Origin of the sequence: Marinobacterium sp. MBR-111, from assembly GCF_040547585.1 — a bacterium.
GTDB lineage: Bacteria > Pseudomonadota > Gammaproteobacteria > Pseudomonadales > Balneatricaceae > Marinobacterium > Marinobacterium iners.
The window spans coordinates 1-24,931 of record NZ_JBEPQA010000034.1 but is presented as its reverse complement, the minus strand read 5'-3'; the positions used below and the strand labels follow the sequence as shown (position 1 = coordinate 24,931).

The following is a 24,931-nucleotide window of genomic DNA, read 5'->3' as shown; positions in this document are numbered from 1 at the left end:
CTCAACATGATCTCGGCGATCACCAACCAGGGCACTGTACGATTCATGCTCTATGAGTCGACCATGACCGCCAAGGTCCTGAAGAAATTTCTGCGTGCGCTGATCGAATCGACGCCCGGCAAGGTCTTTCTGATCCTGGATAACTTGCGGGTACACCACGCCAAAGTCGTAAAGCGCTGGCTGGAGCGCAAGACAGTCAAACGCTATCTGGAAGTATTCTTCCTTCCTGCCTACTCCCCGGAGTTGAATCCGGACGAATACCTCAACTGTGACTTGAAGGGCATGCTGCATAGCGGGCCTGCTGTTCGCTCTGTGGACGATCTGAAGAAGCGAACGCGATCATGCATGCTGACGCTTCAGCGCCGTCCTGAGCGAGTAAAAAAATATTTTGATGCTGAGCATATCGCCTATGCTGCATAGTCGATATAAATTTCCGCCGGGTTAATAACTGCTATCATCGAATAATGGAGTAAATTTGAACAAGTATCTTGCTGTTTTTTTATTGTTATTAACCGAGCACTCTATGGCTGGAGGGGTTTTTAGTGGCTTTCCTTCGAAGATAAATCCTGATGAAAAATATATCATCTACTCACACGGCCTTATCGTCGAGGGCAGCGACACCAGACCTCTGCACCCAAAATTTGGAGCTTATGAGTTTGATTTAATAAAAGACGCTTTAGTTATCGGTGATGAATTTAATGTCATCGCTGAGCATCGACCTAAAAACACCGAAATCATTCCGTACGCTAGAAAATTAGCCTCTTGGGTGAAAGCCTTAGTCTCAGCAGGAGTCGAGCCTTCGAATATCACTCTTGTGGGCTTTTCAAGAGGAGGAGAGCTAACAGCTTATGCATCAAGCGAACTGGATGAGTTGAATATAAACACGGTACTGTTAGCAACATGTTGGTCTGGGTCAGTCCAAAGTAACCCGACGGTGGCCTTTGGAGGAAATTTCCTATCCGTATATGAAACTACTGATGAGGCTTTGTCTTGCAAGGAAATTGCCAAGAAAAGTAGGCGCTTAGTCTCATTCAAGGAGATAAGCATTTCAACTGGGAAGGAACATGGCGCATTTTTCAAACCTTTAGAAGAATGGGTTGTCCCTGTTAGGCAATGGATTGAGTCCAAGGCAGTTAACAAACCATTGCAGCGGACAAGCCGCTGAATGCGGCGTTGATAGCCTTAAAAGAAGAGAGCGGTAGTGACAATGAAAACACATAACCAGGCGTTCAAAATCGTTCGCCTCGCTCACAGGGAAGGAGCCCATGAATCAGAATCTTGCAGATGAACTGGTCACGATGATGACGGAAGACCAGCGATTATTGCAGCAACTTTTCGATTCCGGAGAGCTGCCATCTGAGTCTTATCACCCCCGGATGAAAGCTCTACATGAGCACAACGCTTCTCGCCTCAAGGAGATTATCGGTGCTCATGGTTGGCCCAGCATTTCGTTGGTTGGTGAGGATGCTGCCAAGGCTGCTTGGCTTGTCGCTCAGCATTCCGTTTCAGATATCGAGTTCATGGCGGAATGTGTTTCCCTGCTGGAAAATGCCATTGTGAGAGAAGATGTGGCAGGCTGGCAATTGGCGTTCCTTCAGGACCGAGTACGGACGCTATCCGGCGAGCCCCAATATTACGGCACCCAGTTTGATATTGATGAAGATGGGTGGCCAACACCGTTTCCCATTGAGGATTCTGCTACGGTTAATGAGCGCCGTGCTCGCCTTGGGCTTAATTCCCTGGAGGAGCGCTTGGAGCAAATGACCGAGCAGGAGCGGAAGCGTCGTGCCAATACCCAGCACACCCGTTAACCAAACGCACTCTCGAACGTCCTGGTCTCCGCTTCGCTGCGCCAAGAAGACCGGTGCGCTCTGCGTTAGGAAATAAATATGTCAGATAACTTTATTTTAGACAATATAGATAAGCCCCAATCCTTAGAAGAAGCCTATAGAAACTCACCTGAGCTATTTGAGGCTGACCTAAAAAAGGCTTTATTGGTTGAAGAAAACTCTGAAACCTTGAATGTTTGGCATGCTCGATTAAGCTACTTGCCCAAAATTGCAGCACCCAAAATATCCACCTTCCACCTAGTTATAATATGCTCTATTGCAGGTTTTTTTGTAAAAATACCATCGATATTCGACGTTCATGATGATTGGTACTACTCTAGGTTTGCTCCAATAATAACCATTTCGGCAATAATTTCTTATTTTATAATCTCAACTTGCAAGAAAAAATTTGCATGGTTTATAGTTTTGGCATTAGCTGCTTGCATTTCATACCTATTGGTTCTCCCCGATAACTCTCGATCAGCCTCTATAACAATGGCACTGATTCATCTGCCATTATTTACATTGAGCCTTTTAGCAGTTAGCTTCATGTCTGATCAATGGCTTAATGTTGATTCAAGGATAAATTTTATCCGGTATCTTGGCGAAATGGGTATATATTCTGTACTTATACTGCTGGGTGGCATTATTCTAACAGCGCTTACTCTAGGCCTTTTTAGCCTTATAGATCTGCCTATTGATAGGTGGTATATGGAGTACGTTGTTGTAATTGGACTTGTTTCTTCACCAGTAGTCGCAACGTATTTATTCGATTCGGTTCAAAATCGTCAAAGTAAATTTGCTCCAATATTATCTAACGTATTTTCACCACTTTTCCTTATTACCATTTTGGCCTACTTGATCGCGACAGTTTATCAGGGTAAGAGTCCTTATACTGACAGGGATTTTCTTATTACTTTCAATTGGCTTTTGATTGTAATATTGGCATTAACTATTTTTTCAATATCTGGAAAAAGAAGAGCATCTGCAGTAGAGGCTTCAGACTATATAAATATTTGTTTGATTGGGTCAACATTGATAGTAAACTTAGTCGCACTATCTGCAATTTTGTTTCGTTGGGCAGAGTACGGTGTCACTTTAAACCGGATAGTAGTGTCTGGCGCAAACATCCTTATTTTTATACATTTGGTTTTATTGTTATCTGGGTATATTGGTCACATAAAAGACGGAAAAGGGCTCTCAAATCTTGAGTCTATTATCGCGAGATATATGCCCATATATGCAGTATGGTCGCTCATCGTCTCTTTTGTTTTACCGTTGGTATTTCAGTTTGAATAATATGCCTGACAAATACATCAGAAATCGCCGGCAGACTCTATCGGAGTAAAGGCTGGGTGACCGCTTTAGGTCGTCTGCTGCACTGAGCGAAAACCTGCCTTTATTGGTACAATAGCGCCGATTTTTGACCTGATCAGCGAGACACGATATGGCGACTGCAGCCGCACTGCACATACTGGTAAAGACCGAGAAAGAGGCGCTGGATATTCTTGACCAGTTGAAACGGGGCAAGAAGTTCGATGCGCTGGCCAAGCGCTATTCCATCTGCCCATCCGGCAAGCGTGGCGGGGATCTGGGCGAGTTTCATCGCGGTGACATGGTCAAGGCGTTTGACGATGTAGTATTCAAGCGCCCCTTGCTCAAGGTACATGGCCCGATCAAGACCCGCTTTGGCTACCACTTGATCAAGACGCTGTACCGCAACTGATCACTCTCTGACCATGATCCGCAGCGCCACGCCTGCCGCTGCGGTTCGGTTCTCCACGCCCAATGACGGGTAGATCTGTTCCAGGTGCTTGTTGACCGTACGTGGACTCATGCCGAGGATTTCACCGATCTCCTTGTTGGTTTTGCCGTTGGCGATCCAGTACAGCACCTCCGCTTCACGTGTCGTCAATCCCAGCTGATGCTGCAACAGGGCGGGGCCCGTCCCCCGCTGCTCATCGACCAGCTTGAACAGGTAGTCACCGTTGCTCTGATGACTGAGCAGGCGCACGGACAGGGCATAGTCCAGCCCACGCAGGGCCAGCTGATCATTGACGGCGGGGCTGCGTCGCAACCAGTCCGCCAGCTGGGGGCGCAACGACATTTCAAGCCAGAGTTCACTGGCGTTGGCCCGTGACAGCAAGGCGTGTGTCTGCGGCGTCGCCCACTGCACATGCCCCTCAGGTGCGACAGTCAGCAAATGTTGGCCCGTGGTATCAAGGGCAGACTGGGCGGACTGGGTCAGCCGTGCATTGCCCAGATGGACGCGCATGCGGGCCAGCAACTCATCCGGATTGATCGGCTTGGTGAGGTAGTCCACCCCGCCAACATCCAGTCCTCGCACTACATGTTCGGTTTCAGTCAGCCCTGTCATGAAAATGACCGGGATCGCACACAGGGCGGGGTCCTGCTTCAGCGTCTGACAGGTCTCGAAGCCATCCATGTGCGGCATGATCGCATCCAACAGGATGATGTCGGGACGAATGCGACGTGCGATGGTCATTGCCTGACGCCCCTCCAACGCTACCAGTACGTCCATGCCGGCCTCTTCCAGCGCATCGTTGATCAGACTGAGCGCATCCGGCGAGTCATCCACCACCAGCACGACATCACGTTGAGTCGTTTGAGTTGTCATGAGGTCTGCTCCAAATACTCGGCCAGTTGTGCGAATTGCATCGAGTCTGCCAGTGTCTGCAGTTCAGTCAGAACCGTACGACTGACCAACTGTTCCCGTTCAATCTGCTCCAGTGCTTCACGTACCCCACGGCGAAAGCCGATCTCGGCGCTGCCTCTGAGCTCCCGAATAAGAGGATGATCAGGCAGTGACGAGGCCGTCAGGTCATTGGGCGGCACCGGGGTAACGGGCACGCTGACAGGCGGCGCCACAATGGCGGCTGTGCGAATCCACTCCAGCTGCAGGTAGTGCCCTACTCTTTCCAGCAGCAGCTGGTTGCTGATCGGTTTGACCAGATAATCATCATATACCGCCTCGCCCGCAGGCTGACGGCGCTGTTCCTGCACGTCGGCCGACAGCATGAGGATCGGTACCTTGTGACCGGTTTTCCGCAACCGGTCGGCCAGGGTCAGGCCATCCATGCCCGGCATGGAGATGTCCAGCAGAAACAGGTCAGGCGCTGTGCGCTGCACCAGCTCCAGACAGTGGTGTGCATCACGGGCTTCCAGCACCTTGAATCCCAGAGGCATCAGCAGGTCGGCCAGAAGCCCCCGCAGCACCGGATCATCATCGACCACGCAAATCTGCCTGCGCGCACCCACATAGCCGCTGATCGGCTGCTGCACTTCTGGACGAGTTTCGGCAGCCTCGGCCCAGGGCAACATCAGTGACACCCGAAAGCAACTGCCCCTACCGGGGTGACTCTCGACCTGCAGGTCGCCTCCCATGATTTCGGTCAGCAGCTTGACGATGGTCAGCCCCAGCCCGGTGCCGGGCAGGTTGGGCGTATCTGCATCCCGCACCCGTTCGAAGGGGTCAAAAATGCGTTCCAGATGGGCTGCATCAATACCGATACCGGTGTCTTCAATGGAAAATTCCGCGACCTGATTGCGATAGCGAATGCGAAAGTGAACCTCACCCTCCAGGGTATATTTCACGGCATTGGACAGCAGGTTGATCAAGATCTGGCGCAGCCGTTTTTCATCCGTCATCACCACAGGCGGTAACGGATTCAGTATCTCGCAGCTGAACCCCACCCGCTTCTGTGCTGCCTGAAAACTGAACATCTGCTCCAGCTGGGCCACCAGCTCTGGCAAGGCCACCGCGCTGCGGTTCAGCTCCAGTCGCCCTGCCTCAATGCGAGAGATGTCCAGCAGCCCCTCGATCAGGTCGGCCAGATACTGGCCACTGCGATGTATGATGCGCAGCCCTTCCCGGTCCTGCTTCTGCACGGTACTACGCCCCTGCAGCAGCTGGGCATAGCCGATGATCGACTGCAGGGGCGTGCGCAGTTCATGACTGATGCCGGTCATATACCGGCTTTTGGCATCACTGGCTCGCTCTGCCAGTTCCTTGGCCGCCTGAAGCTCACGGTCGGTCTGTTCGTGGGCCTCGATCTCTTCAAGCAACTTTCGTGTCTGTCGATTGGATTCCTGCTGGGCCACAACTCGGCTCTCATGTGCCAGCAGGAACAGCCAGGCAACAACGCCGGACACGATCAGCAGCACAAAAAACAGGGCCCAGAGTGTTTCACCCACGAGGGCACTTCCAACCGCATCACCCGGGTCCATCTGGCGGTGGATGACGGCCAGCAACGCGGCATTGAGCAGGTTGATGGTCAGCAACAGACCGACAAAACGTCCCAGACGCGAGTTGATCTGGTTGACCACGGCCTGCGGAAAAAACAGTCGAAAGAAGTCGACCATCTGTTGTCCGAAGCGGGCCTGTGGCTTGCAGCTGTCCAGACAACGGGCATCGAGCGAGCAGCACAGTGAGCAGATGGGAAGATCGTATGCCGGGCAGAAACTCAGGTCTTCCGTCTCGAAATGGTTTTCACACACGCCGCAACGGTGCTGCTCGGCCGGGCTGGTGACCTGCAGTAGCTTCAGCTCGTTCGACTCGCGAGCCAGATAGAAGCGCCCGTCCGTGAGCCATGCCAGCAAGGGTGCCATGAAAAAGCAGCAGCCCAGACTGATGAAATGACTCAGGGTGGAAGCCGTTTCGCCAAACACTCCCAGATAGGCCAGCATGCCGACCAGCACCGCAGTGCCCATTGAACCAACGCCCACCGGGTTGATGTCATAGAGGTGGGCGCGCTTGAACTCGACGCGAGCAGGGCTCAGCCCCAGCGGTTTGTTGATCATCAGATCCGCCGACAGGGAGCCCAGCCAGCTGACTGCAACAATGGCAAACACGCCCAGAATCGCTTCAAGGGCTTCGTATATCCCCAGTTCCATCAGGATCAAGGCGATGGTGACATTGAACACCAGCCACACGACCCTGCCGGGATGGCTGTGCGTCAGGCGAGAGAAGAAGTTGGACCAGGCAATGGAGCCGGCATAGGCATTGGTCACGTTGATCTTCATCTGCGAGATGATCACCATCAGCCCGGCCATCAGCAGCGCCAGCCCCTCGGAATGGGTCAGATAGCTGAAGACTCTCTGATACATCAATGTCGGATCACTGGCCTGCGCAAAACTGCTGCCTTCGCTGATGGCAATGTAGGCCAGATACGAACCCAGCAGCATCTTGATCATGCCGATCAACACCCAGCCGGGCCCCGCCAAAATCAGCCAGAACCACCAGCGACGGCGGTTCTCGATTGTTTTCTCGGGCATGAAACGCAGGTAGTCCACCTGCTCGCCAATCTGCGCCACCATGGCAAAGAACACCGATGCCGCCGCGCCGAACAGCAACAGATTGAATGAGTTGTCGGCTTCGGCGCCTGCAGGCATGAACTCGGTCCAGCCCTGATACTGATCAGCCTCATGCACGATCACGACCCCAAGTGCGCTCACCTGCAACAACAGCCACAGTGGTTGGGTGCCCAGTTGAAAACGACTGATGGCGGTAATGCCATGGGTCACAATCGGGATGACCGCCAGCGCACTGAGCAGATACCCCAGTGCCAGGGGCAGGCCGAACAGTGCCCGCAGTGCGGCGGCGAGAATCGCGGCCTCAATGGCAAAGAAAATGAAGGTGAAGGTCGCGTAGATCAGCGACGTAATGGTGGACCCAAGATAGCCAAAACCGGCCCCACGGGTCAGCAGGTCAATATCCAGTCCGTTGCGCGCGGCATGGTAGGCGATGGGCAGGCCGGTAATGAAAAACAGTGCGCAGACCACCAGCATTGCCACCAGTGTATTGGTGAAGCCATAGGTCAGGGTGACGGCGGCGGCGATGCCTTCCAGCGCCAGAAATGCCGTGGCCCCCAGCGCCGTCATGGCAACACGCTCGATGCTCATGCGACGGCCCTGACGGGCTGTGAAACGCAGTGCAAAGTCTTCCAGCGTCTGATCCGCCACCCATTTGTTGTAGCGGCGCCGAACCTTATAGATACGTTGTGAAGCACTCATGTTGCGGTATCCCGTTCCTCCCCGTTATCGAGCACCATAAAAGTGCAGACGAGCAAAAACAGGGCTTCTTCAGCACCATAGAGGTGCAAGCCCGTGTCAATCTGCCCGTTATGGGGTCATGTATTACGGATACAGCAGACTTCGTGCCAGATCAGGTCAATAAGGGTTACGAACCGGGCAGGAGGAAAACAGGATCGGACGGTGAGCGGTTACATGCACACCAACCTTTTCACGCTCGCCATAGCGATGCAGCCCCTGTTCCAGCACTTCGATCTCGCGCCCCGTATGCAGACGAATGCAGTAGAGCGTCAGGCTGCCCTGGAATTCAGCCGAACACACCTCACCGGGCACACCTCCGTCATGGCTCAGGTAAAGATCACCCGGGCGCAGAAACAGTTGTACATCACAGCCCGCATCAACCCCCAACGGCTCGGCAAACTCCAGCAGTCCCAGGTCAGTTTCAACGGCACTGGAGTCTGTCACCTTGCCCTGAAACAACTCACCCTTGCCAACAAAAGCAGCCACTTCGGGGCTGACAGGCTGATAATACAGGGATTCGGGAGTGCCCCACTGCTGTACGCGGCCGGCTGACAGAATGCCGATCTTGTCACTGATGGTGAAGGCTTCCTGTTGATCATGCGTCACCATGATTGCGGCAATGCCACGACGCTTGAGGATTTGGCGCACCTCTTGCGACAACTGACGACGCAGGTCCGTGTCCAGATTCGAGAATGGCTCGTCCATCAACAGCAGGCGGGGGTCGGGGGCAAGGGCGCGGGCCAGCGCCACACGCTGCTGCTGCCCACCGGAGAGTTCATGCGGATAACGTTTACTCAGGTCGGGCAGCTCGACCAGCTCAAGCACCTCTTTTACCCGACGCTGCTTTTCGGCGGCGGGCATGCGGCGCAAACCAAAGGCGATGTTGTCGGCAATATTCAGGTGTGGAAAAAGTGCATAGTCCTGAAACACCATCCCCATGCCACGCTGCTCTGGCGGTACCAGATGGGCGGCACTGCTGATCAGCTGCTCACCGAGTCGAATCTCACCCGCCTGAGGGGCAATAAAGCCGGCAATGGCACGCAGCACGGTGGTCTTGCCGCAGCCACTTGGGCCCAGCAGGCAGGCGATTTCACCCGGCTCAATGGAAAAGCTGACACTGGCCAACACCGTCTGCGACTGGTACGCGCACTTTAGACCTTCAATACGGAGCAGAGCTGACATCCAATCCTCGCAGCAGGCAGAGTTTCAGGGGCGTATATGATAGATGAAAACCATTCTCAGATCATCCGAGGGCAGCAAGAAAACGCGCCCAGTCAAATGCAGGGCCAGGATCAGTCTTGCGACCGGGTGCAATATCACTGTGACCGGTAATGGTTTCAGGGCCAAGTTGCGGATAGGTTGTCATAAGCGCCTGAGTCACCGCGACCAGACATCCATACTGGGCATCGGTATAGGGGCAATCATCGGTCCCTTCCAGCTCGATGCCGATGGAAAAATCATTGCAGGCATCACGCCCCTGAAAGCAGGACCGGCCCGCATGCCAGGCGCGGCGATCGAAGGGTACGAACTGGGTCATGCGGCCATCCCGCTCGATCAGCAGATGGGCGGAAACCTCCAGCCCCTCGATTTCGGCAAAGAAGGGGTGTCCGTTCGGGTCCAGTCGATTGGTAAACAGCTCGGCAATATGATCACCACCAAACTGACCCGGCGGCAGGCTGATATTGTGGATCACCAGCAGCGAGATTTCGTCTTCGGGCCGGGCGTTGCAGTTGGGTGAAGGCAGAAAACGGGCACCTTTGATGCGGTGCTGTTCAATTTTGACTGTCATCTGACTGAATACCACTCCCGTTTGGCGTACTATCACCGTGCGATTTCCGCTAAAATGCGCGCTCCATAGTACATCATACGACAGGCCCGCAACCATGCTGCTGACGCTGACAGAGCTCAAGCCCACCATCGAAGAAAACGTCCGTACAGCCCTGAATGAGGATGTCGGCAACGGTGATATCACCGCCGAGCTGATTCCAGCCAGTGACCGGGCGCAGGCACGGGTGATTTCACGTCAGGAAGCGGTTGTTTGTGGCCGTGCCTGGGTGGATGAGGTGTTTCGTCAGGTTGACCCTGAGGTACAGGTTAAGTGGCTGGTTGAGGATGGAGACAAGGTCGAACGTGATCAGGTGCTGTTCCGGCTTCAGGGCTCTGCCCGTTCACTGTTGACCGGTGAGCGCGCCGCTCTGAACTTCCTGCAGACCCTGTCCGGCACGGCCACCATCAGCCATGAGTATGCCCAGCGGGTTGCCGGCACCCCGGTGCGCCTGCTGGACACCCGCAAGACCATCCCAGGCCTGAGGCTGGCACAGAAATACGCCGTCAGCTGCGGCGGCTGTTTCAACCACCGCATTGGCCTGTACGATGCCTTCCTGATCAAGGAAAACCACATCATGGCCTGTGGCGGCATTGAGAAAGCGATCGAAACCGCCCGCCACAACCATCCGGGCAAGCCGGTGGAAATCGAGGTCGAGACAGAAGAGCAACTGGAACGGGCGCTGGTCGCCGGCGCCGATATTGTCATGCTGGACAACTTCAGCCCCGAGCGGATGATTGCCGCGGTCAAGCAGACCGCCGGTCGTGCCAAGCTGGAAGCATCAGGGAATATTACGGATGAAACACTGCTCGACTACGCCAACACCGGAGTCGATTACATCTCGATTGGCGCCCTGACCAAGCACTGCCAGGCGGTGGATCTGTCGATGCGGATTGTGGAAGGGTAACACTGCCACAAGCATAAGTCCTTGTGGGTGCTTGCCTTGCCACCGATGATTGCTGCAGGTAGGAACTTCAAGAGCAAACATACAGGGAGCCCCGCTCCCTGTATGTTGAAAGCTCAGTTCCAGCGTTTGAAAATCAATGAAGTATTGATACCACCAAACGCAAAGTTGTTGCTCATGACATACTCGGTGTCGATATGTCGCCCTTCGTGCATGAGGTAATCCAGCTCGGCACACTCAGGGTCTACGTTTTCCAGATTGATGGTTGGCGAAAACCAGCCTTCATTCATCATTTCAATCGCTGTCCAGGCTTCCAGTGCACCACAGGCGCCCAAGGTATGGCCCGTATAGCTTTTAAGTGAGCTGACAGGCGTGGAAGCACCGAATACGGCGTGAGTGGCCTGACTTTCAGCAATATCACCACGATCAGTGGCCGTTCCGTGGGCACTAACATAGCCGATTTCACTGGGGGGCAACTGTGCGCTATCCAGCGCCTGGCGGATAGCAATTTCCATGGTTGCGGCATTGGGCTGAGTCACATGACGCCCGTCAGAGTTGGTGCCGAAGCCGATAATTTCAGCATAAATTTTGGCTCCGCGGGCGCGGGCATGTTCCAGCTCCTCCAGTACCAGGACACAGCCCCCCTCACCTATCACAAGTCCATCTCGATCACGGTCAAAGGGACGAGGCGACAGATGCGGGGTGTCATTCACGACACTGGTGGCATAAAGAGTGTCAAACACGGCCGCCTCGGTGGCGCATAGCCCTTCACTGCCGCCCGCCACCATCACATCTTGAGTGCCAAACTTGATCGCTTCATAGGCGTAGCCAATGCCCTGGCTACCCGAAGTGCAGGCGCTTGACGTGGTAATCACGCGGCCACGAATGCCGAAATGAACACCAATGTTCACAGGCCCGGTGTGTGCCATCATCTTGATGTAGGAGTTGGCATTGAGCCCATCCGAGGAGCAGTTCATCAGCATATTGCCGAAATCCACGAAGGCTTTGGTATCTCCGACCGATGAACCAAATGAAATGCCGACACGGCCGCTGCCAAGCTGTTCCCAGCCCAGCAGGTTTGCATCTTCAAGCGCACGCTCTGTCGCATATACACCGAACTGAGCTACCCGCCCCATGCTGCGCAATGCCTTGCGGTTGTAGTGCGAGGGCATTTTAAAATCCGGCACCGGGGCTGCCAGCCGAGTGTTCAACCCATCATAGCAATCCCAGCCATCCATCCTGACTACACCGCTGTGGCCAGCAACCAGATTTTTCTTAATGGTTGGCCAGTCGTTTCCAATCGGTGAAAAGCCGGCCATTCCGGTTACAACAACCCGTTTCATCAGTACATCCCACCGTTTACTGAAATCACCTGACGCGTGATATATCCAGCTTCCTCGGACATCAGAAAGCTGATCGTACCGGCCACTTCATTGACACTGCCGACTCGTTGCATGGGAATCATCTTCAGTGCTTCTTCCAGGGGCAGATCTTCGGTCATTTCGGTTTCAATCAGCCCAGGTGCGACACAGTTCACCGTTATCTTGCGCTTTGCCAGCTCGACAGCCAGCGCTTTGGTCGCTCCGATGATGCCGGCTTTCGCGGCACTGTAATTGACCTGTCCACGATTGCCCATTTCACCGGACACGGAAGACAGGGTAACAATGCGCCCTGGCTTTCGACGTCGAATCATGGGCATGATCAGCGGATGCAGTACATTGTAAAACCCGTCAAGGTTGGTCCTGAGCACCAGATCCCAATCCTCTTCCGGCATGGCCGGAAAGGCGTTATCACGCGCAATCCCGGCATTGCATACCACACCGTAATAGGCACCATGTGTGTCAATATCCTGTTCCAATACCTGACGGCACTCTTCTCGGTCCGCAATGTCGAATTGCAGAATGCGGACACTGCGACCATGTGACTCAATCTCTTCAGCGACCGCCTGCACAGAGTCCAGGCCCGAGCGGCAGTGCAGGACGATATCGTAACCATCCTGTGCCAGGCGCAGTGCGATCCCCTTACCAATCCCACGGCTGGAACCGGTCACTAAAATAGTAGCTGTCATGACATGGCATCCCGTAAAAACGTTTCGGCATCATCCGGCTGATAAATATTGAGGCTGGCCATCGCTGTGTAGCCATTCCCCGTCAGCTCGCAATCAAAGGCACAAAGGCCGTTTTCTGCCTGCATATTCTTGATAACCTTTAGCTGAATACGCTCCCCCGGTGCGAAATAAGGCACGGGGATACTGTACCGGCGTGTTCCCAGCAGGAACCCCACCCTGGGCTCATGCCCCTTGAGCCTTTCCTGCAGACCCGCGTAGGCTCCTATCGCCTGCGCCATATATTCCAGCCCGACCCAGGCGGGAACTCCCTGTTCTTGAAGGAACATGGACGTTGGGGTGATATCAACCGCCGCAGATAACCAGTCTTCACCATAGCCTGTAATTTCCGACAGCAGGCTCATCTGCCCTGAATGGGGCACCAGTTGATCAACACTGAATTCAGCTCTCATGTGGTTCGTCTCAAAATCACGGAGATGTTGTTGCCGCCGAAAGCAAAGGAGTTGCTTAAGGCGTAGTCAAAATCAGTGACTTCACTTTGCAGGGCGGCAAGATTCAGGGGGGGTAAATTCGGGTCCGGTTGCCCATCCCAGACATGACCGGGAATAAACCTATCCAACAGTGCAAGGCCACAAATCACGGCTTCAATTGCGCCCGCAGCCCCCAGTGTGTGGCCAGTAAACGGTTTGGTCGAACTGCAGGGCACCGTGCTGCCAAATACTTCGGCCACAGCGTGCGCCTCCATCTGATCATTCAGCTCTGTCGCCGTGCCGTGCAGGTTGATATAGCCAACGGCTTCAGGGGAAATGTCCGCATCATCAAGAGCTGCCTGCATGCAGCGCATCGCCCCGGCCCCGGTTGGGTCAGGTGCAGAGATGTGGTGTGCATCCGAACTTTCACCAATTCCGGCCAGCTCCAGTGACCCCTCTTCGCGACTGAGCAGACACAAGCCGGCCCCCTCGCCTATGTTAATGCCGTCACGGTTAGCGCTGAATGGATTACAACGCTTATGACTGACTGCCTCCAATGAAGAAAAGCCCTGTACGGTCAAATGACACAGCGTATCAACACCGCCCGCAATGACCGCATCGCAGACACCTGCTCTCAGCAACCTGCGTGCCGAAGCAAGCGCTTTGGCACCGGATGAGCACGCAGTAGAAATACCATATACAGGCCCGGTCAATTTGAGTTCGGAGGCTATGAAAGCGGCTGTAGCGCCCATTTCCTGCAATCGGTAGTGATACTCTTGCGGCAAGCCCCCGGTTGCAGCTCGATGCTTCAGGCAGGCTTCACTGTCACTGATGCCCGAAGTTGAGGTACCGATGACAACGCCAACGCGGTGAGAGCCAAAGCGGTGTCGGGCTTCGGCAGCCGCTTCACGAATCTGGTTCAAGGCCAGCAGGGCCATGCGATTGTTGCGGCTGTGCCAATACGGCTCTGACAACGATATTTCCGGCAAGGCCCCGGTATAAAGGCCCAGTGGCATCGCTGTCCCGGGGCTGAATTGGTCCGTCACAGTCAATCGCGGCTCGCCCGCTGTCAAACTGACCGATGCAGCACTGCAATCGGCTCCCAGGGCACTGACCATTGACAAGGCATTTAGATAGCACCGGGTCACTGTTCCAGGTCCTTTTGCTCAAGTGTCTTGATGATTACCTGATACTCACCCGGATAGTTGCGTACTCGCGTGGTATCCACCTCCTGGACGATATCCAGAAAACGTGCGCCATGATGCCACAACTGACGCCGATTCGCCTCTAGACGAAGGGTCCAGCCCTGCACTGCCGAGTAATGCTTGCGTACCGACGCTTCCGGCCAGAGAGCGAACTGCATGGTGGCCAGGATCGCCCTGCCCGGCAGCTCCAGCGGAACAGCAGCACTTTGCTGCAGTCGTGCGCCGTCATACTCCAGTGCTGTCAGTTGTTGGCCGGTCGGCATTAATGCCACCAGCCGAGCCTGTTTGGCATCAAAACGGCTCACAACAAGAAACTGAAAACGTTCGCCCTGCGCTTCCATGGCAACGGTCTGTTTCAACAGTACCGGTGCCGGACCTTCAGACGGAGGCAATAGTGCCAGAGCCGGAGGCAGATCAGGAGCAGGACTGAAAAGCGAACAGCCAGATAACAGGCAAAGCATCGCCGGCAACAGATAACGCATCAAGCACGACATAATTCGGCCAGCGTAGTCAGTCGATTAGGCTCGCGAACATAGGGGTTGCGCGTATCCCATGCATAGCCCGCCAGAATGGAACTGATCATTGCCTTGATCGCATCGCCTTTATTGTCGGCAAAAATGACATCCTGCAACCGACCGTCATACCAGCCTTCCACGAATACCCTGAACGTATCGATCCCGGTTTTCAGGGGAGCTGCATACTCGCTCTGCCAGTCGGGCTCCAGTCCCTGTAACTGTCGGTGCACAGTGGCTGCCGCCAGAGTGGCTGATTTGAGCGCGATGGTCACACCGGATGAAAAAACCGGATCCAGGAACTCGCCGGCATTGCCCAGCAGGGCAAAACGCTCACCATAAAGGCTGTTTACATCACAGGAGTACCCGCCAAGCGTCCTGACCGGAGTATCGAATACCGCATTGGCCAAAACTTCGCTCAACATCCCGCCTTCACCAATATAACGTTGCAGAGTTGCCTGCTGCTCCATACTGACATCGTCATACAGCGATCGCGGCAGCACGACACCCACCGATGCACGTCCATCACTGAAGGGGATCAGCCAGTACCATATTTCCGGGTTTTCAGGGTGTACCGTGATCAGGATTTTATTGCGATCAAAACGTTTGTCACGAATGTTGTCTTCAATATGGGTGAACAGCGCAATGCGTGTGCCAAGTTGGGACGCTTTTTCAAGATTCAGCAGCCGCGGCAGGACACGCCCAAACCCACTGCCATCGAGCAGAAAATCAGCGCTCACGCGGTAAGCATCGCCCTGCTCAGGCTGCACCTCTACAGCAATGTCACTTTCACACTGATCAACCGCTGTCACCACTTGCCCGTAACGAATTTCGACCCCACGCTGCTCGGCCACATCGGCCAGGGTCTTGTCAAAGCGACCGCGCTGCACCTGGAAGGTGGTACCCCAGCCTTCAGAGAACTTCTGCCGGAAGTCAAAATAGTCATACTCATGACCTCGACAGAACGCGGCGCCATTCTTGTACTGGAAGCCGGCCTCGACCACGGCCTGCAGCATGCCGGCCTGCTCAAGAAACTCCATGCTCTGCGGTAAAAGGCTTTCGCCTATGGAGAAACGGGGAAAATGCTGTTGTTCCAGGACCAGCACCCGGTAGCCATAATTCGCTAATGATGTAGCTGCGACAGAGCCGGAGGGACCGGCGCCAATCACAATTACATCATAACGTCCCTGTAACTCTGCCATTCACTATCTCTCCTGTAGAGGGGTTGCGCATAAGGGGTGCCAGCAGCCAGGTCAGCAGCAGGCCGGGCAGGATAATGACACCAAAATGATAAAGCACCGGCGTCTGGCTCAAGGTCAGCAGCCCGAACGCCAGCAGGCTGCTCAGCGCCGACAGGCTGACCGCCAGCCAGGTATGATCGCTGTCACCGGTTTCGTTAAGGAAAATACCCATGTCCAGACCAATGCCCAGCACAAGCATCAATGCGATCAGGTTAAACAGGTTGTAACCGCCGTTGAACAGCAGGAAACCGGCAAGGGTAATCAGGGAAGCCAGCAACGGCGGCAACAGAATACGCCAGCAATGCTGCCGATAACGAAGCACCAGCATCAAGATCACGCAGCCGTAGGCCAGCAATAGCCAGTATGTTATTTCGGTGCGATACCCCGCCAACAGATCAGTCATATCACTCATCCTGTCGACAAAATAGACAGCGGGCTCCTGCTCCGCCAGTGCTGTCAGTGCCTGCTTCAATGAGCCGCTGACATCGCCCTGTAGCTGGATGACGGTCGCAACATCGGTATCATCACTGATGATATGTTGTGACCATGCTCCACTCAGTCGCTGTTGCCGCCACTCTTCAGGTGTCAGCACTGCAGCGGTGGCACGCTGCATATTATCGAGGGCTGTGGCGCGTTGCTGTGGAGACAGTTTCAGCAGGTCGGCCAGCCGCGGCCATTGGGAAGCATACAGCGCCCGCACCTGCAGGCCGTTTTGCATCTGGCGCTGCTGTGAGGGCAGCACCTGAGACAGTGCCTTGAACCCCTGCAAAGCTGATTCATTCTGAAGGTTTATCAGCGCTGATTGAAGGCGTTCTTCGGTCTGCAGCACCTGCTCAAGGTCGCTCCCCGTCACCAACAGGAAAGCAGCGCTGCTGCCACTCCCCAACAGGGACTGTACGTTTCGATCTTCCTGCAACAGTGCCGGCGGAGAGGTTTGCAGCAAGGTCACATCATCACGGGCGTTCCCCTGCCAGATAACAACTGTACTGCCCAAGCCCAGTACCATCAGTAACCCAGCCAACCAGGGCGACTGGCTGATCTGCGGACAAGCCTTGCGCCAACGGTCCAGCCAAACCGCTGCAGATAGCGGGCCTGTTGTTTTTTGGCGGTTCAGCACCGGCAGCCAGAGCAGTACGGTCAGCCATGCAGCGATGAGGCCTACTGCACAGAACAGGGCCATCTGACGAAGTCCCGGGAAAGGAGCCAGTGCCAGCCCAGCATAGGCCAGTACGCTGGAAATCAGCCCCAAAAGAAGCCCGGCGAACAGCTTTCGGGCGGTCTTGTGAGACGGCAACAAGCGGGCCTCACAGAGAAAATGCAACGCGTAATCAACGGCCACACCCACCAGACCTGCGCCAAAGGCCACCGTGATCATATGGATACGGCCAAACAAGAGTTGAGTAGCTGCCATGGCCACCAAAGCACCCGTTGTGACAGGCAGCAGCACCAGTGCCAGCGGCAGAGCACTTCTGAACACGAAGGTGATCAACAGGATGATACCCAGCACCGAACCCAGCCCGATGGTGGACATCTCGGAACGGGCCTGGTCGGCACCGGCCGCAGCATGCAGCAGGAGCCCCGAGCGCTGAAGACTTATTCCCTGCTGTTCCAATTCCAGCATCAGCGGATCAAGTACGGCAGTGACCGCATGTTGTACCGAAAGGCTGAACGGATCTTCAAGCAATTGCAGGCTAAGCAAGTAGGCCGGTTTCTCTGAAGCAGACAGACGCAACAAGCCGGAGTCGAAACGAATCGGCAGACCCGACTGTAATGAAACCATCAGGTCTGTATAGAGACCAAAGGGATCCTGCAACGGCTCATTCGCAAACCCGGAAATGGGATTCAACAACCGCTGAAGAGCCAACTGAAACTGCACGCTACCGTTGTCGGTTGACAGTCTCTTCCGGGTTTCATCGCTCAGCAGGGTAAAACGGTAGGGATAAAGTTCAGCCAGTTCAGCGTCTGACTCAGGGGCCTGCCAGGTCAGACGAGTTTGGGTATCCAGAGCCTTCAGGCGCTCTACCGCCAACCGAACACCCGCCCGCGCCAAGGCTTCATCCTCCGCCGAAATCACCAGCAGCAACTTGTCGGCATAAGCCGCTGCCTGTTTTTCGGTCGCTTTTTGAATGAACGGTTGCTGCTCACTGGCTGGAAGCAGTGCCATCAAACTGGTATCGATAACAGTCCCCTGGCGCAAGGCACCAAAGCCGAGTGCCAGCACAACCAACAGCCACCCCCAGGCAGCCACTTTGCTGCCAGCGCGAGACGTTATCATTGCTGCAAATCGTGGAACTGGATACGGGTCCAGTCCCCTCCCTCTTCGTACAGCAGCACCTGTCTGAGGTTGCGGTCACCCTGTAATTCAACTCTGGATATAACCCTTTTCACACGTGCTTCTCGGGGTATCAGCGTTGCACGCCAATAGGAACCACTGACATGGGTCTCGGCACTGAAATGCTTATCCAGCTTGTCCCAGCGTGCGGTCATTACACCGAAAAAAATTTCGCTGAACAGCTCAACAACAGGGTTACTGCGCGTTTCCAGCTGCGACAGTAATGTACCGTCCTGCTCACTGGTGATCTGGTTGGGCGTCAACCGCAGCAAACTTTCGATGGGAACCTGCGTATGCCAGCTGATTTCGACATCCTGTTCGTAAGCAAAGCGTCCGGACGATTGTATTTCAGTATCAAGCGATGCCAGGTGTTTGACCTGCTCAAAACGCCCCTGAAGAGACGCTGGCGACTCCATCAGCGCTTCCACTGCCTGGTAGCCCGATTCAGCCAGTGCAGAGGGTGCCAGCAGAACCATCAACCACAATGCGAAACCATATCTCACGATTCGAGCCCCAGTTTTTGCAGCAGCACGGTCGGTGAAGCATAAAGCATTTCACCAGACTCAATCGCCACGGCCACCTGCACTGTGTAGGCCTTTGTCAGCCGTTTTCCGCTCGCGGCATCCTTGATCAGATAATCAATCTTCAGCCGGTTCTCCCACTCGGTCAGCCTCGCTTCCACCCGGATTTTTTGCTGAAAACGCAACGGCTGGGCATAGCGAATACGCATGTCAATGACAGGCCAGGCGTATCCCGATGCTTCCATCTGCGGCACGTTGTAGTCAATCTGCTCAAGTAACGCACAGCGCGCTATTTCCAGGTATTTCGCATAGTGTCCATGCCAGGCAATGCGCATGACATCGACATCGTGAAAGGGAATTTCAAGCTCAACTGCAGTACTAACCATGTGCATTCCTCTTCATGAGTGCTTGTTTGACCGAGAGCACTCAGACTCTGGTGAGGGGTTCTCGTCCTGATCCGCCAACCAGAAGGGAAAAAAATTAAACCATTGCAGGGGTGTCCGACGGCAATATTCAGCCAGCCGGTCTGCATAATCCTGAGCGGCCTGTTGCAGGCCTTCATTGCGTTTTTTGCGTGGCCACGACAACTGGTCACTGAATCGCTCGAGGTAGAGGTGGTAACGGCCCGACTCCTTCAGGCAAAACATCAGATATACCGGGCAGCGCAGCAGGCTGGCCAGGATAAAGGCCCCCTGCGGAAACTCGGCTTCATCACCGAGAAAGTTGACCTTTGATGTTCGCCCGCCTCCATGCACCGGAGTGCGGTCGCCCGCTATCACAATATACTCCCCCGCAGCGACTCTTTCCGACAGTAACATCGCCGTCGCAGGGGACATGTCGGTAACCTGCATCAGGTTGATGGCAGCAGTACCATTCGCCTGCTTCATGAGCCGATTGAATTTCTCGGCATGCCGGGTGTAAACCAGCATGGTCACGGCGATATCCGGAAGTTGATGTGCCAGGGCGCTGCACACCTCCGTATTGCCCAGATGAGAGACAATGATAATGCCGCCGCTGCGGCTCCTGTCGACCTCAGCAAATGCGTCTGGGGTTGCAAACACCACATCTTCGTGACGAATATGCCCCATCCAGACCAACAGCTTATCGAGCAGAATTTCACCGAAACACCAGAAGTGGCGAAACGGGGTCAGCCCGGTATGCCGTTCGGGCGGCAGTTGACCAAGCATTCGTCGCAGATAGGCCTTGGAAGCACGACGTGACTCAGTGCGCGTCAAATAGAAATAGGCCATCACCGGCAGCAGGAAGATCCTGAACCCGGTACGGCCAAACAACCGATAGGCCAGCAACAGGCTCTTCATGCCCAGCAAGGTACCGGCTTCGCCAACACCGGCCCAGTGTTTGCGAGGCTCAGACATGACGACGATTACTCAGGATTTTCGGCAAGCGCACCAGCATGCCGAAGAACAGCCGAGCATGCATTAACGAGATCAAAACGTTGTCTTTGACCGCATTGAAATGAGATACCCCATCAATCGGGTAGTGCACCTGTGTAGGCAGATTTTCCACCGGCCAGCCACGCCACGCCCAGCGTACGATGACTTCCGGATCAAAATCCATGCGATTGCCGCAGGATTCCTGATCCAGCAGCTCAACCACTTTTGCCAGGGGATACACTCTGAAGCCACACATGGTGTCTTTGATACGCAGCGACAGTGTATTGATCCAGACCCAAACGTGAGTCAGGTAACGGGCATAATATCGCAGCGCAGGTACAGACGCGTCATAATGGGGATAGCCGGTAACCAGCGCTTCAGGTTGACGCTTGCCGGTGGCCATGAAAGTGGGCAGATCGGTTAGATCATGCTGGCCATCTGCATCGATCTGAACGGCATGGGTATAGCCCAGCGCAAACAGATGCCGCAGGCCTGCTTTTACGGCCGCACCCTTGCCGCCGTTTTGTGCCAACCTGATCAACTGCACCCGTTCATCATATTGCCGGTCCAGATTGATAAGCACATCACGGCAGGCCGGGCCACTGCCATCATCGACCAACAGTACTGGATAGCCATATTCAAGCACACTGGCCAGTGTAGGCCCTATGGCTTCTTCATGGTTATAGACCGGAATGACGATAGCCGCCCTGAACAGAGGCTCAGTTGAAACAGATCCGTCCACTGGAATGACCTCCTTTCCCCGAAACATACTTGAATGTGAGCTTTTGCTTCTCTTTCGAGTACTCAAGCAACAATGTTATCTCCGCTTCGGGGAAAATAACCTGCTGAAACTTCGCAGCCTCAAGGCCACAGAAAACACCCTTAACCCCCAGCAACTCACGGCCATAATGTGCAGCCCAGTGCACTTGGGTAATACCCGGGAGAATAGGGTTTCCCGCAAAATGACCGTCGAAATAGATTAGCTGAGACGGAATTTTCAATTCGAGCTCAGCCGTGTGAACCGTAACGGTCTGATTCACCAAGTGCGGCCACTTGACCTCATCCTGCTGGAACATCGCCTTCAAGGAATCCACTGTAATTTTCCCCTGCGGGTTGTACGGCATCTGTTTAACAAACCGCCACCTCCGTGGCAGTGCTACCGGCTCAAAATGCTGGCTGAATGCCTGACGCAACTGGCGCACCAGCGCTTTTTTACTGCTTGCCTGAAGACACCGTTCCCCCTCGGGGGTCAACTCCGCAACCAGAGCTACTTCTGTGCGACGACCATTCAAAACAAGTGCCTTGGCGGTTTTAATCATCCCCTGTTGCTCCGCCACCTGCTCCACTTCCAGTAGAGAGATTCGTTTGCCTTCTATTTTGGCAATGCGATCGGTGCGACCCAACAGAACAAAACTGCCATCCGGTGCAAGCTCAACCCGGTCAGACAGAACCTGATGGCCATGCTGTACTTGAGGGGCATCCACCTGCAGAGTCGAGTCAGCCGTCAGCGTACAACGCACCCCAGGCAACGGCTGCCAACGGGCCTCAACCTGGGGGTTCTGAACACGCCAGGCCACCGCGCCTGTTTCCGAGCTGCCATAGATTTCACGTACCGGGGCCTGCAGCAACGCTGATACCTGCAAGCTATCTGCACGTTGTAAGGGTGCCGCCGATGACAAAACACATTCACAGCGTGAACGCAGACTCCCCCAGTCAAGCCCCGGATTCAGTCGGCTTAAGTGAGAGGGTGTAGACACCAGAACAAACTGTGCATGCTGTTGTGCTCTGCTGACAATGTCTTCAACGAACTGACAACTGTTGCGTTCAAAAATCTGCCCTCTGCAGAGCGGCCAAAACAGGCGGAAGGTCAGTCCATACAGATGCTGGTGCGTCACCGTGGTCACGATCACGGCCTGCTTCTCTTCAGGCCATAACCGCTCCAATGCCCCCAACTCACTTTCAATCTGAGCAAAGGTTTTAAGAATGGGCTTGGGCTCTCCCGTCGAGCCGGAGGTAAAGATCTCCAGTGCCGGAAAACCGGCTGGCAACGGGCGCCAGATCTGTGCGCTTGATGCTTTCGAGGGGGAGTCATTGTAAGACAGCAATGACGCGGGGTACTGGCCAGCAAACCCCGACACTCTGCGCTGTAAACGTTCATTGGTAGCAGGCAGATTGTCACCGGGAATGCATACGGTACAGCCCAGCTGCCACAGCGCCAGCGACAGAGCCAAAAACTCAACCGTATCCTGATGATAGACAGCCCAACGCTGCCCAGATTCGGCCGGCAATCGTAGGCACCAGTAAGCGACTCTTTTGCTGATGTCCGATCGTGAAACGAGCCCTGTTTCGTCATGAGCCACAGCTGCATTGGGAGCCTGGTTCAACCAGTCCGACAGGGGTACAAGGCTGCTCATGCTCGCCTCCTGACACGCTGTCTGACAAGCCATTCCACTGTCAGTATAACTCCAATCAGGAGATAGGCTATCAGGCCGTTGTATAGCACCCAAACCTCTTCTGAAGCCCATAACATGGTAGCGGTCGATACCGCTGCGTTGAACATAAAAAACAGACACCAGGCCTGCGTCACCTTGCGTGTGTAGCGCACTCCCTCTGGCGGAAGGGTTGGCTCTTTTATACGGGCAAGCCGCTCAATAACTGTCTGAGACGCAAAGAGGCTGCTGCCAAACACGACCAGCAGGCCCAGGTTAACCAGCACCGGATAAAGCTTGAGCCCCTGATGGGGATCCCACAGCAGCGTGACGGCCAACACACCCAGCGCACTGGCAGCAATCACAAAACGATCACGCGCATGCTCTCCTCCGAGCCAACGGAGAATCAATACCGCCATCAGAACAGGCAGTAAGGCAAGCGCATCAAAACGCTGCAGTCCCCAGTACACCAAAAACGGGTAGCTCAGGGTCAGTAATGTAACCAGGGCGCGAATCAGCATCAGGATCAATCGAGCAGTTTTTCAACTTCGGTGACGACATCTTGCACGGTGCGCACTGATTTGAAATCTTCCGGCTTGATCTTTTTACCGGTCATTTTCTTCAGCTCAACAACCAGGTCGACTGCATCAATGCTGTCAATGTCGAGGTCCTGATAAAGGTTTGCATCGGGATGGATCGAATCCGGGTCGATTTCAAACAGTTCTTCAAGAACCTGTGCGATTTTTTGATAGGTTTTGTCCTGACCTGACATAGCACTCACTTACGTTCAGCTTGAGATTGAATCAAGGCAACCAGCGCATTCACGCTGGCAAAATGCTGGCGAGTCTCTTCAGAGTCTGCTTTCAGCTTAATGCCATACCGTTTTTGCAATGCCAGTCCGATTTCCAATGCATCGATCGAGTCCAGACCCAACCCATCAACAAACAGGGGCTCACTATCGTCGATCTCTGTTACATCAAGATCTTCAAGATCAAGCGCATCGATAATCATCTGCTTTACTTCCAGGTGCAGACTGCTCATGAACTCTTAACTCCTTATCAAAATAATCGGCAAGATCCGCCGTCAGTTGTCTTGCCGCTACAGAAGGGACACTATCCTGCAGGTATGGCTCTATTGGAATAGCCTCGTTAACCTGTATACGCATATGCACTTTCGACGCAGGTACCTGATACCAGCGGTCCTCCTTAGTCAAAGTGGTCGGGCAGCAGGAAATCAAAACCGGTGTAATATCCACAGCGGTACGAACGGCCACATTGGCGGCACCCCGTTTAAGCTGCAGAGGTTTTCCCGGCGTGGTACGTGTACCCTCCGGAAAAATAATCAGGGCACGTCCTTTGGCAAAGGCAGTACTGGCAGCCGCTATAACCTTGTCACTTTCTTCATTGATAATGTAACCGGCAGTTTTAATCGGTCCGCGGGTAAATGGATTGCGGGTCAATTTACCTTTCACCACACAGCTGGCATTGGGCACCAGGGCGATAAGGAAGATTACGTCAATCAATGACGGATGATTGGCAAGAATCAGTCGAGCGTTGCGCAGCTTGTCGAGACCGTCCACTTCATAGCTGAGCACACCCAAAAACTTCATCAGGCCAATATAAAAGCGGAAGGCATGATGGATTACCTGTTGCCCTCTTTGCTCACGCTGCTCGGCACTACCGGGAAGCACATAAAGTACCGGCATGATAATAAGCGGCAGCAATATGCCCCCCACACCAAACACCAGAAAACTGAATGCGGTGCCACACCAACGCCAGACATGATTAATACGCGCCTGCATGTTATTCATCACGGCTCACCTTCCAGCCCATTTCTGCGCACACTGGAAAGTGCACGTCGCGATCAAGCCCGGTTATGCACCGCATCGTGCGCAGCAAATCACTGGAGTCGGCCTCAATAGCCTGAGGCGAGTGTTGCTCAAGCGTCATTTTGACACCCTCACTGCGACTGAGCAGCATCGCAAGGGCAAAGGGGAAAGGCTCGCATGAAGTATAGGGCTGGTAAAGCTCAGGCAGGCGCGAATTCAACTCCGAAGTGCGACACCCGCCTATGCAGCCTGAAGGTATTCCTGGAATACAATTTCGGGCTGCCTGAACCCGAGGCATTTGCGA

At 54.4% G+C, this 24,931-nt stretch carries 27 protein-coding genes; 6 read left to right on the top strand and 21 right to left on the bottom strand.

What is annotated here, in order from left to right:
* From ABIE61_RS17050 to ppiC, 5 genes are all read left to right on the top strand, one after another.
* Window positions 1-420: transposase (locus ABIE61_RS17050; protein ID WP_354411694.1), on the top strand; the 420-nt coding region annotated here is incomplete at its 5' end.
* Window positions 421-475: 55 nt separating this feature from the next.
* Complete coding sequence (locus ABIE61_RS17045; protein ID WP_354411691.1) at window positions 476-1,165, top strand: alpha/beta hydrolase family protein; 690 nt, start codon at window positions 476-478, stop codon at window positions 1,163-1,165.
* Between the two features lie 100 nt (window positions 1,166-1,265).
* Window positions 1,266-1,811 carry a DUF6624 domain-containing protein gene (locus tag ABIE61_RS17040; protein ID WP_091827376.1) on the top strand — a complete coding sequence of 182 codons (546 nt, stop codon included), beginning with the start codon at window positions 1,266-1,268 and terminating at the stop codon, window positions 1,809-1,811.
* A 78-nt stretch (window positions 1,812-1,889) separates the two neighbouring features.
* The gene (locus ABIE61_RS17035) at window positions 1,890-3,128 is read left to right on the top strand and encodes a hypothetical protein (protein WP_354411688.1); all 1,239 of its coding nucleotides are present in this window, start codon (window positions 1,890-1,892) and stop codon (window positions 3,126-3,128) included.
* A 148-nt stretch (window positions 3,129-3,276) separates the two neighbouring features.
* The gene (gene ppiC / locus ABIE61_RS17030) at window positions 3,277-3,555 is read left to right on the top strand and encodes a peptidylprolyl isomerase PpiC (RefSeq protein ID WP_091827380.1); all 279 of its coding nucleotides are present in this window, start codon (window positions 3,277-3,279) and stop codon (window positions 3,553-3,555) included.
* On the opposite strand, the gene ABIE61_RS17025 is transcribed toward ppiC, so the two are convergent.
* The 4 genes from ABIE61_RS17025 to ampD all read right to left on the bottom strand — a co-directional run bounded on the left by ABIE61_RS17025 (window position 3,556) and on the right by ampD (window position 9,690).
* Window positions 3,556-4,467 (bottom strand): response regulator, encoded by a 912-nt coding sequence (locus ABIE61_RS17025; protein WP_354411685.1) that lies wholly within the window; start codon window positions 4,465-4,467, stop codon window positions 3,556-3,558.
* A complete protein-coding gene (locus tag ABIE61_RS17020) occupies window positions 4,464-7,862 on the bottom strand; it encodes an ATP-binding protein (RefSeq protein WP_354411684.1) in 3,399 nt (1,132 codons plus the stop codon). Before ABIE61_RS17020 ends, ABIE61_RS17025 begins: the two co-directional genes overlap by 4 nt.
* Before the next feature lie 156 nt (window positions 7,863-8,018).
* Window positions 8,019-9,083, bottom strand: coding sequence for an ABC transporter ATP-binding protein (locus ABIE61_RS17015; protein ID WP_354411682.1), 1,065 nt, complete (start codon window positions 9,081-9,083; stop codon window positions 8,019-8,021).
* Between the two features lie 61 nt (window positions 9,084-9,144).
* The gene (ampD, locus tag ABIE61_RS17010; protein WP_354411680.1) at window positions 9,145-9,690 is read right to left on the bottom strand and encodes a 1,6-anhydro-N-acetylmuramyl-L-alanine amidase AmpD; all 546 of its coding nucleotides are present in this window, start codon (window positions 9,688-9,690) and stop codon (window positions 9,145-9,147) included.
* A 94-nt stretch (window positions 9,691-9,784) separates the two neighbouring features.
* On the opposite strand from ampD, the gene nadC reads away from it, so the two are divergent.
* Window positions 9,785-10,633: a carboxylating nicotinate-nucleotide diphosphorylase gene (gene nadC, locus ABIE61_RS17005; RefSeq protein WP_502915071.1), complete on the top strand. Its 849-nt coding sequence runs from the start codon at window positions 9,785-9,787 to the stop codon at window positions 10,631-10,633.
* Between the two features lie 113 nt (window positions 10,634-10,746).
* Here nadC and ABIE61_RS17000 read toward each other — a convergent pair whose 3' ends face one another.
* The 17 genes from ABIE61_RS17000 to ABIE61_RS16920 form a co-directional block, all read right to left on the bottom strand.
* Complete coding sequence (locus ABIE61_RS17000) at window positions 10,747-11,973, bottom strand: beta-ketoacyl-ACP synthase (RefSeq protein WP_354411678.1); 1,227 nt, start codon at window positions 11,971-11,973, stop codon at window positions 10,747-10,749.
* On the bottom strand, window positions 11,973-12,698 hold the full coding sequence (locus tag ABIE61_RS16995; protein WP_354411675.1) for a 3-ketoacyl-ACP reductase FabG2: 726 nt from the start codon (window positions 12,696-12,698) through the stop codon (window positions 11,973-11,975). The genes ABIE61_RS17000 and ABIE61_RS16995 overlap by 1 nt, the downstream gene beginning before the upstream one ends.
* Complete coding sequence (locus ABIE61_RS16990; RefSeq protein WP_354411672.1) at window positions 12,695-13,147, bottom strand: hotdog family protein; 453 nt, start codon at window positions 13,145-13,147, stop codon at window positions 12,695-12,697. Before ABIE61_RS16990 ends, ABIE61_RS16995 begins: the two co-directional genes overlap by 4 nt.
* A complete protein-coding gene (locus tag ABIE61_RS16985) occupies window positions 13,144-14,313 on the bottom strand; it encodes a beta-ketoacyl-[acyl-carrier-protein] synthase family protein (RefSeq protein WP_354411669.1) in 1,170 nt (389 codons plus the stop codon). The genes ABIE61_RS16990 and ABIE61_RS16985 overlap by 4 nt, the downstream gene beginning before the upstream one ends.
* The gene (locus ABIE61_RS16980) at window positions 14,310-14,864 is read right to left on the bottom strand and encodes a DUF3261 domain-containing protein (RefSeq protein WP_354411666.1); all 555 of its coding nucleotides are present in this window, start codon (window positions 14,862-14,864) and stop codon (window positions 14,310-14,312) included. Before ABIE61_RS16980 ends, ABIE61_RS16985 begins: the two co-directional genes overlap by 4 nt.
* Window positions 14,852-16,084: an NAD(P)/FAD-dependent oxidoreductase gene (locus tag ABIE61_RS16975; protein WP_354411664.1), complete on the bottom strand. Its 1,233-nt coding sequence runs from the start codon at window positions 16,082-16,084 to the stop codon at window positions 14,852-14,854. The genes ABIE61_RS16980 and ABIE61_RS16975 overlap by 13 nt, the downstream gene beginning before the upstream one ends.
* Window positions 16,059-18,398, bottom strand: a complete 2,340-nt coding sequence (locus tag ABIE61_RS16970; protein ID WP_354411661.1) for an MMPL family transporter — start codon at window positions 18,396-18,398, stop codon at window positions 16,059-16,061. Before ABIE61_RS16970 ends, ABIE61_RS16975 begins: the two co-directional genes overlap by 26 nt.
* Entirely contained in the window at window positions 18,395-18,958 is a 564-nt protein-coding gene (locus ABIE61_RS16965) for an outer membrane lipoprotein carrier protein LolA (protein ID WP_354411659.1), read from the bottom strand. Before ABIE61_RS16965 ends, ABIE61_RS16970 begins: the two co-directional genes overlap by 4 nt.
* A complete protein-coding gene (locus ABIE61_RS16960; protein ID WP_091827453.1) occupies window positions 18,955-19,362 on the bottom strand; it encodes an acyl-CoA thioesterase in 408 nt (135 codons plus the stop codon). The genes ABIE61_RS16965 and ABIE61_RS16960 overlap by 4 nt, the downstream gene beginning before the upstream one ends.
* A gap of 12 nt (window positions 19,363-19,374) precedes the next feature.
* A complete protein-coding gene (locus ABIE61_RS16955) occupies window positions 19,375-20,352 on the bottom strand; it encodes a lysophospholipid acyltransferase family protein (RefSeq protein WP_354411656.1) in 978 nt (325 codons plus the stop codon).
* Entirely contained in the window at window positions 20,345-21,112 is a 768-nt protein-coding gene (locus tag ABIE61_RS16950) for a glycosyltransferase family 2 protein (protein ID WP_354411654.1), read from the bottom strand. Before ABIE61_RS16950 ends, ABIE61_RS16955 begins: the two co-directional genes overlap by 8 nt.
* Window positions 21,090-22,784, bottom strand: coding sequence for an ApeI family dehydratase (locus ABIE61_RS16945; RefSeq protein ID WP_354411653.1), 1,695 nt, complete (start codon window positions 22,782-22,784; stop codon window positions 21,090-21,092). Before ABIE61_RS16945 ends, ABIE61_RS16950 begins: the two co-directional genes overlap by 23 nt.
* The gene (locus tag ABIE61_RS16940) at window positions 22,781-23,320 is read right to left on the bottom strand and encodes a COG4648 family protein (RefSeq protein WP_354411652.1); all 540 of its coding nucleotides are present in this window, start codon (window positions 23,318-23,320) and stop codon (window positions 22,781-22,783) included. The genes ABIE61_RS16945 and ABIE61_RS16940 overlap by 4 nt, the downstream gene beginning before the upstream one ends.
* A gap of 5 nt (window positions 23,321-23,325) precedes the next feature.
* Window positions 23,326-23,571, bottom strand: a complete 246-nt coding sequence (locus tag ABIE61_RS16935; RefSeq protein ID WP_091827396.1) for an acyl carrier protein — start codon at window positions 23,569-23,571, stop codon at window positions 23,326-23,328.
* Window positions 23,572-23,576: 5 nt separating this feature from the next.
* The gene (locus tag ABIE61_RS16930) at window positions 23,577-23,840 is read right to left on the bottom strand and encodes a phosphopantetheine-binding protein (protein ID WP_091827397.1); all 264 of its coding nucleotides are present in this window, start codon (window positions 23,838-23,840) and stop codon (window positions 23,577-23,579) included.
* Window positions 23,791-24,609, bottom strand: a complete 819-nt coding sequence (locus ABIE61_RS16925) for a lysophospholipid acyltransferase family protein (protein ID WP_354411650.1) — start codon at window positions 24,607-24,609, stop codon at window positions 23,791-23,793. Before ABIE61_RS16925 ends, ABIE61_RS16930 begins: the two co-directional genes overlap by 50 nt.
* A partial coding sequence (locus tag ABIE61_RS16920; protein WP_354411649.1) for a hypothetical protein occupies window positions 24,602-24,931 on the bottom strand: 330 nt, incomplete at its 5' end. The genes ABIE61_RS16925 and ABIE61_RS16920, both read right to left, overlap by 8 nt.

Excerpts from the sequence above, each read along its gene's own strand:
- ABIE61_RS16970 (WP_354411661.1), bottom strand. The coding sequence starts at position 18,398 with ATGATAACGTCTCGCGCTGGCAGCAAAGTGGCTGCCTGGGGGTGGCTG.
- ABIE61_RS16955 (WP_354411656.1), bottom strand. The coding sequence starts at position 20,352 with ATGTCTGAGCCTCGCAAACACTGGGCCGGTGTTGGCGAAGCCGGTACC.
- ABIE61_RS16960 (WP_091827453.1), bottom strand. The coding sequence starts at position 19,362 with ATGGTTAGTACTGCAGTTGAGCTTGAAATTCCCTTTCACGATGTCGAT.
- ABIE61_RS17015 (WP_354411682.1), bottom strand. The coding sequence starts at position 9,083 with ATGTCAGCTCTGCTCCGTATTGAAGGTCTAAAGTGCGCGTACCAGTCG.
- ABIE61_RS16975 (WP_354411664.1), bottom strand. The coding sequence starts at position 16,084 with ATGGCAGAGTTACAGGGACGTTATGATGTAATTGTGATTGGCGCCGGT.
- ABIE61_RS16995 (WP_354411675.1), bottom strand. The coding sequence starts at position 12,698 with ATGACAGCTACTATTTTAGTGACCGGTTCCAGCCGTGGGATTGGTAAG.
- ABIE61_RS16925 (WP_354411650.1), bottom strand. The coding sequence starts at position 24,609 with ATGAATAACATGCAGGCGCGTATTAATCATGTCTGGCGTTGGTGTGGC.
- ampD (WP_354411680.1), bottom strand. The coding sequence starts at position 9,690 with ATGACAGTCAAAATTGAACAGCACCGCATCAAAGGTGCCCGTTTTCTG.
- nadC (WP_502915071.1), top strand. The coding sequence starts at position 9,785 with ATGCTGCTGACGCTGACAGAGCTCAAGCCCACCATCGAAGAAAACGTC.
- ABIE61_RS17040 (WP_091827376.1), top strand. The coding sequence starts at position 1,266 with ATGAATCAGAATCTTGCAGATGAACTGGTCACGATGATGACGGAAGAC.
- ABIE61_RS17035 (WP_354411688.1), top strand. The coding sequence starts at position 1,890 with ATGTCAGATAACTTTATTTTAGACAATATAGATAAGCCCCAATCCTTA.
- ABIE61_RS17020 (WP_354411684.1), bottom strand. The coding sequence starts at position 7,862 with ATGAGTGCTTCACAACGTATCTATAAGGTTCGGCGCCGCTACAACAAA.
- ABIE61_RS16980 (WP_354411666.1), bottom strand. The coding sequence starts at position 14,864 with ATGTCGTGCTTGATGCGTTATCTGTTGCCGGCGATGCTTTGCCTGTTA.
- ABIE61_RS16990 (WP_354411672.1), bottom strand. The coding sequence starts at position 13,147 with ATGAGAGCTGAATTCAGTGTTGATCAACTGGTGCCCCATTCAGGGCAG.
- ppiC (WP_091827380.1), top strand. The coding sequence starts at position 3,277 with ATGGCGACTGCAGCCGCACTGCACATACTGGTAAAGACCGAGAAAGAG.
- ABIE61_RS16940 (WP_354411652.1), bottom strand. The coding sequence starts at position 23,320 with ATGCTGATTCGCGCCCTGGTTACATTACTGACCCTGAGCTACCCGTTT.
- ABIE61_RS16935 (WP_091827396.1), bottom strand. The coding sequence starts at position 23,571 with ATGTCAGGTCAGGACAAAACCTATCAAAAAATCGCACAGGTTCTTGAA.
- ABIE61_RS17025 (WP_354411685.1), bottom strand. The coding sequence starts at position 4,467 with ATGACAACTCAAACGACTCAACGTGATGTCGTGCTGGTGGTGGATGAC.
- ABIE61_RS17000 (WP_354411678.1), bottom strand. The coding sequence starts at position 11,973 with ATGAAACGGGTTGTTGTAACCGGAATGGCCGGCTTTTCACCGATTGGA.
- ABIE61_RS16930 (WP_091827397.1), bottom strand. The coding sequence starts at position 23,840 with ATGAGCAGTCTGCACCTGGAAGTAAAGCAGATGATTATCGATGCGCTT.
- ABIE61_RS16945 (WP_354411653.1), bottom strand. The coding sequence starts at position 22,784 with ATGAGCAGCCTTGTACCCCTGTCGGACTGGTTGAACCAGGCTCCCAAT.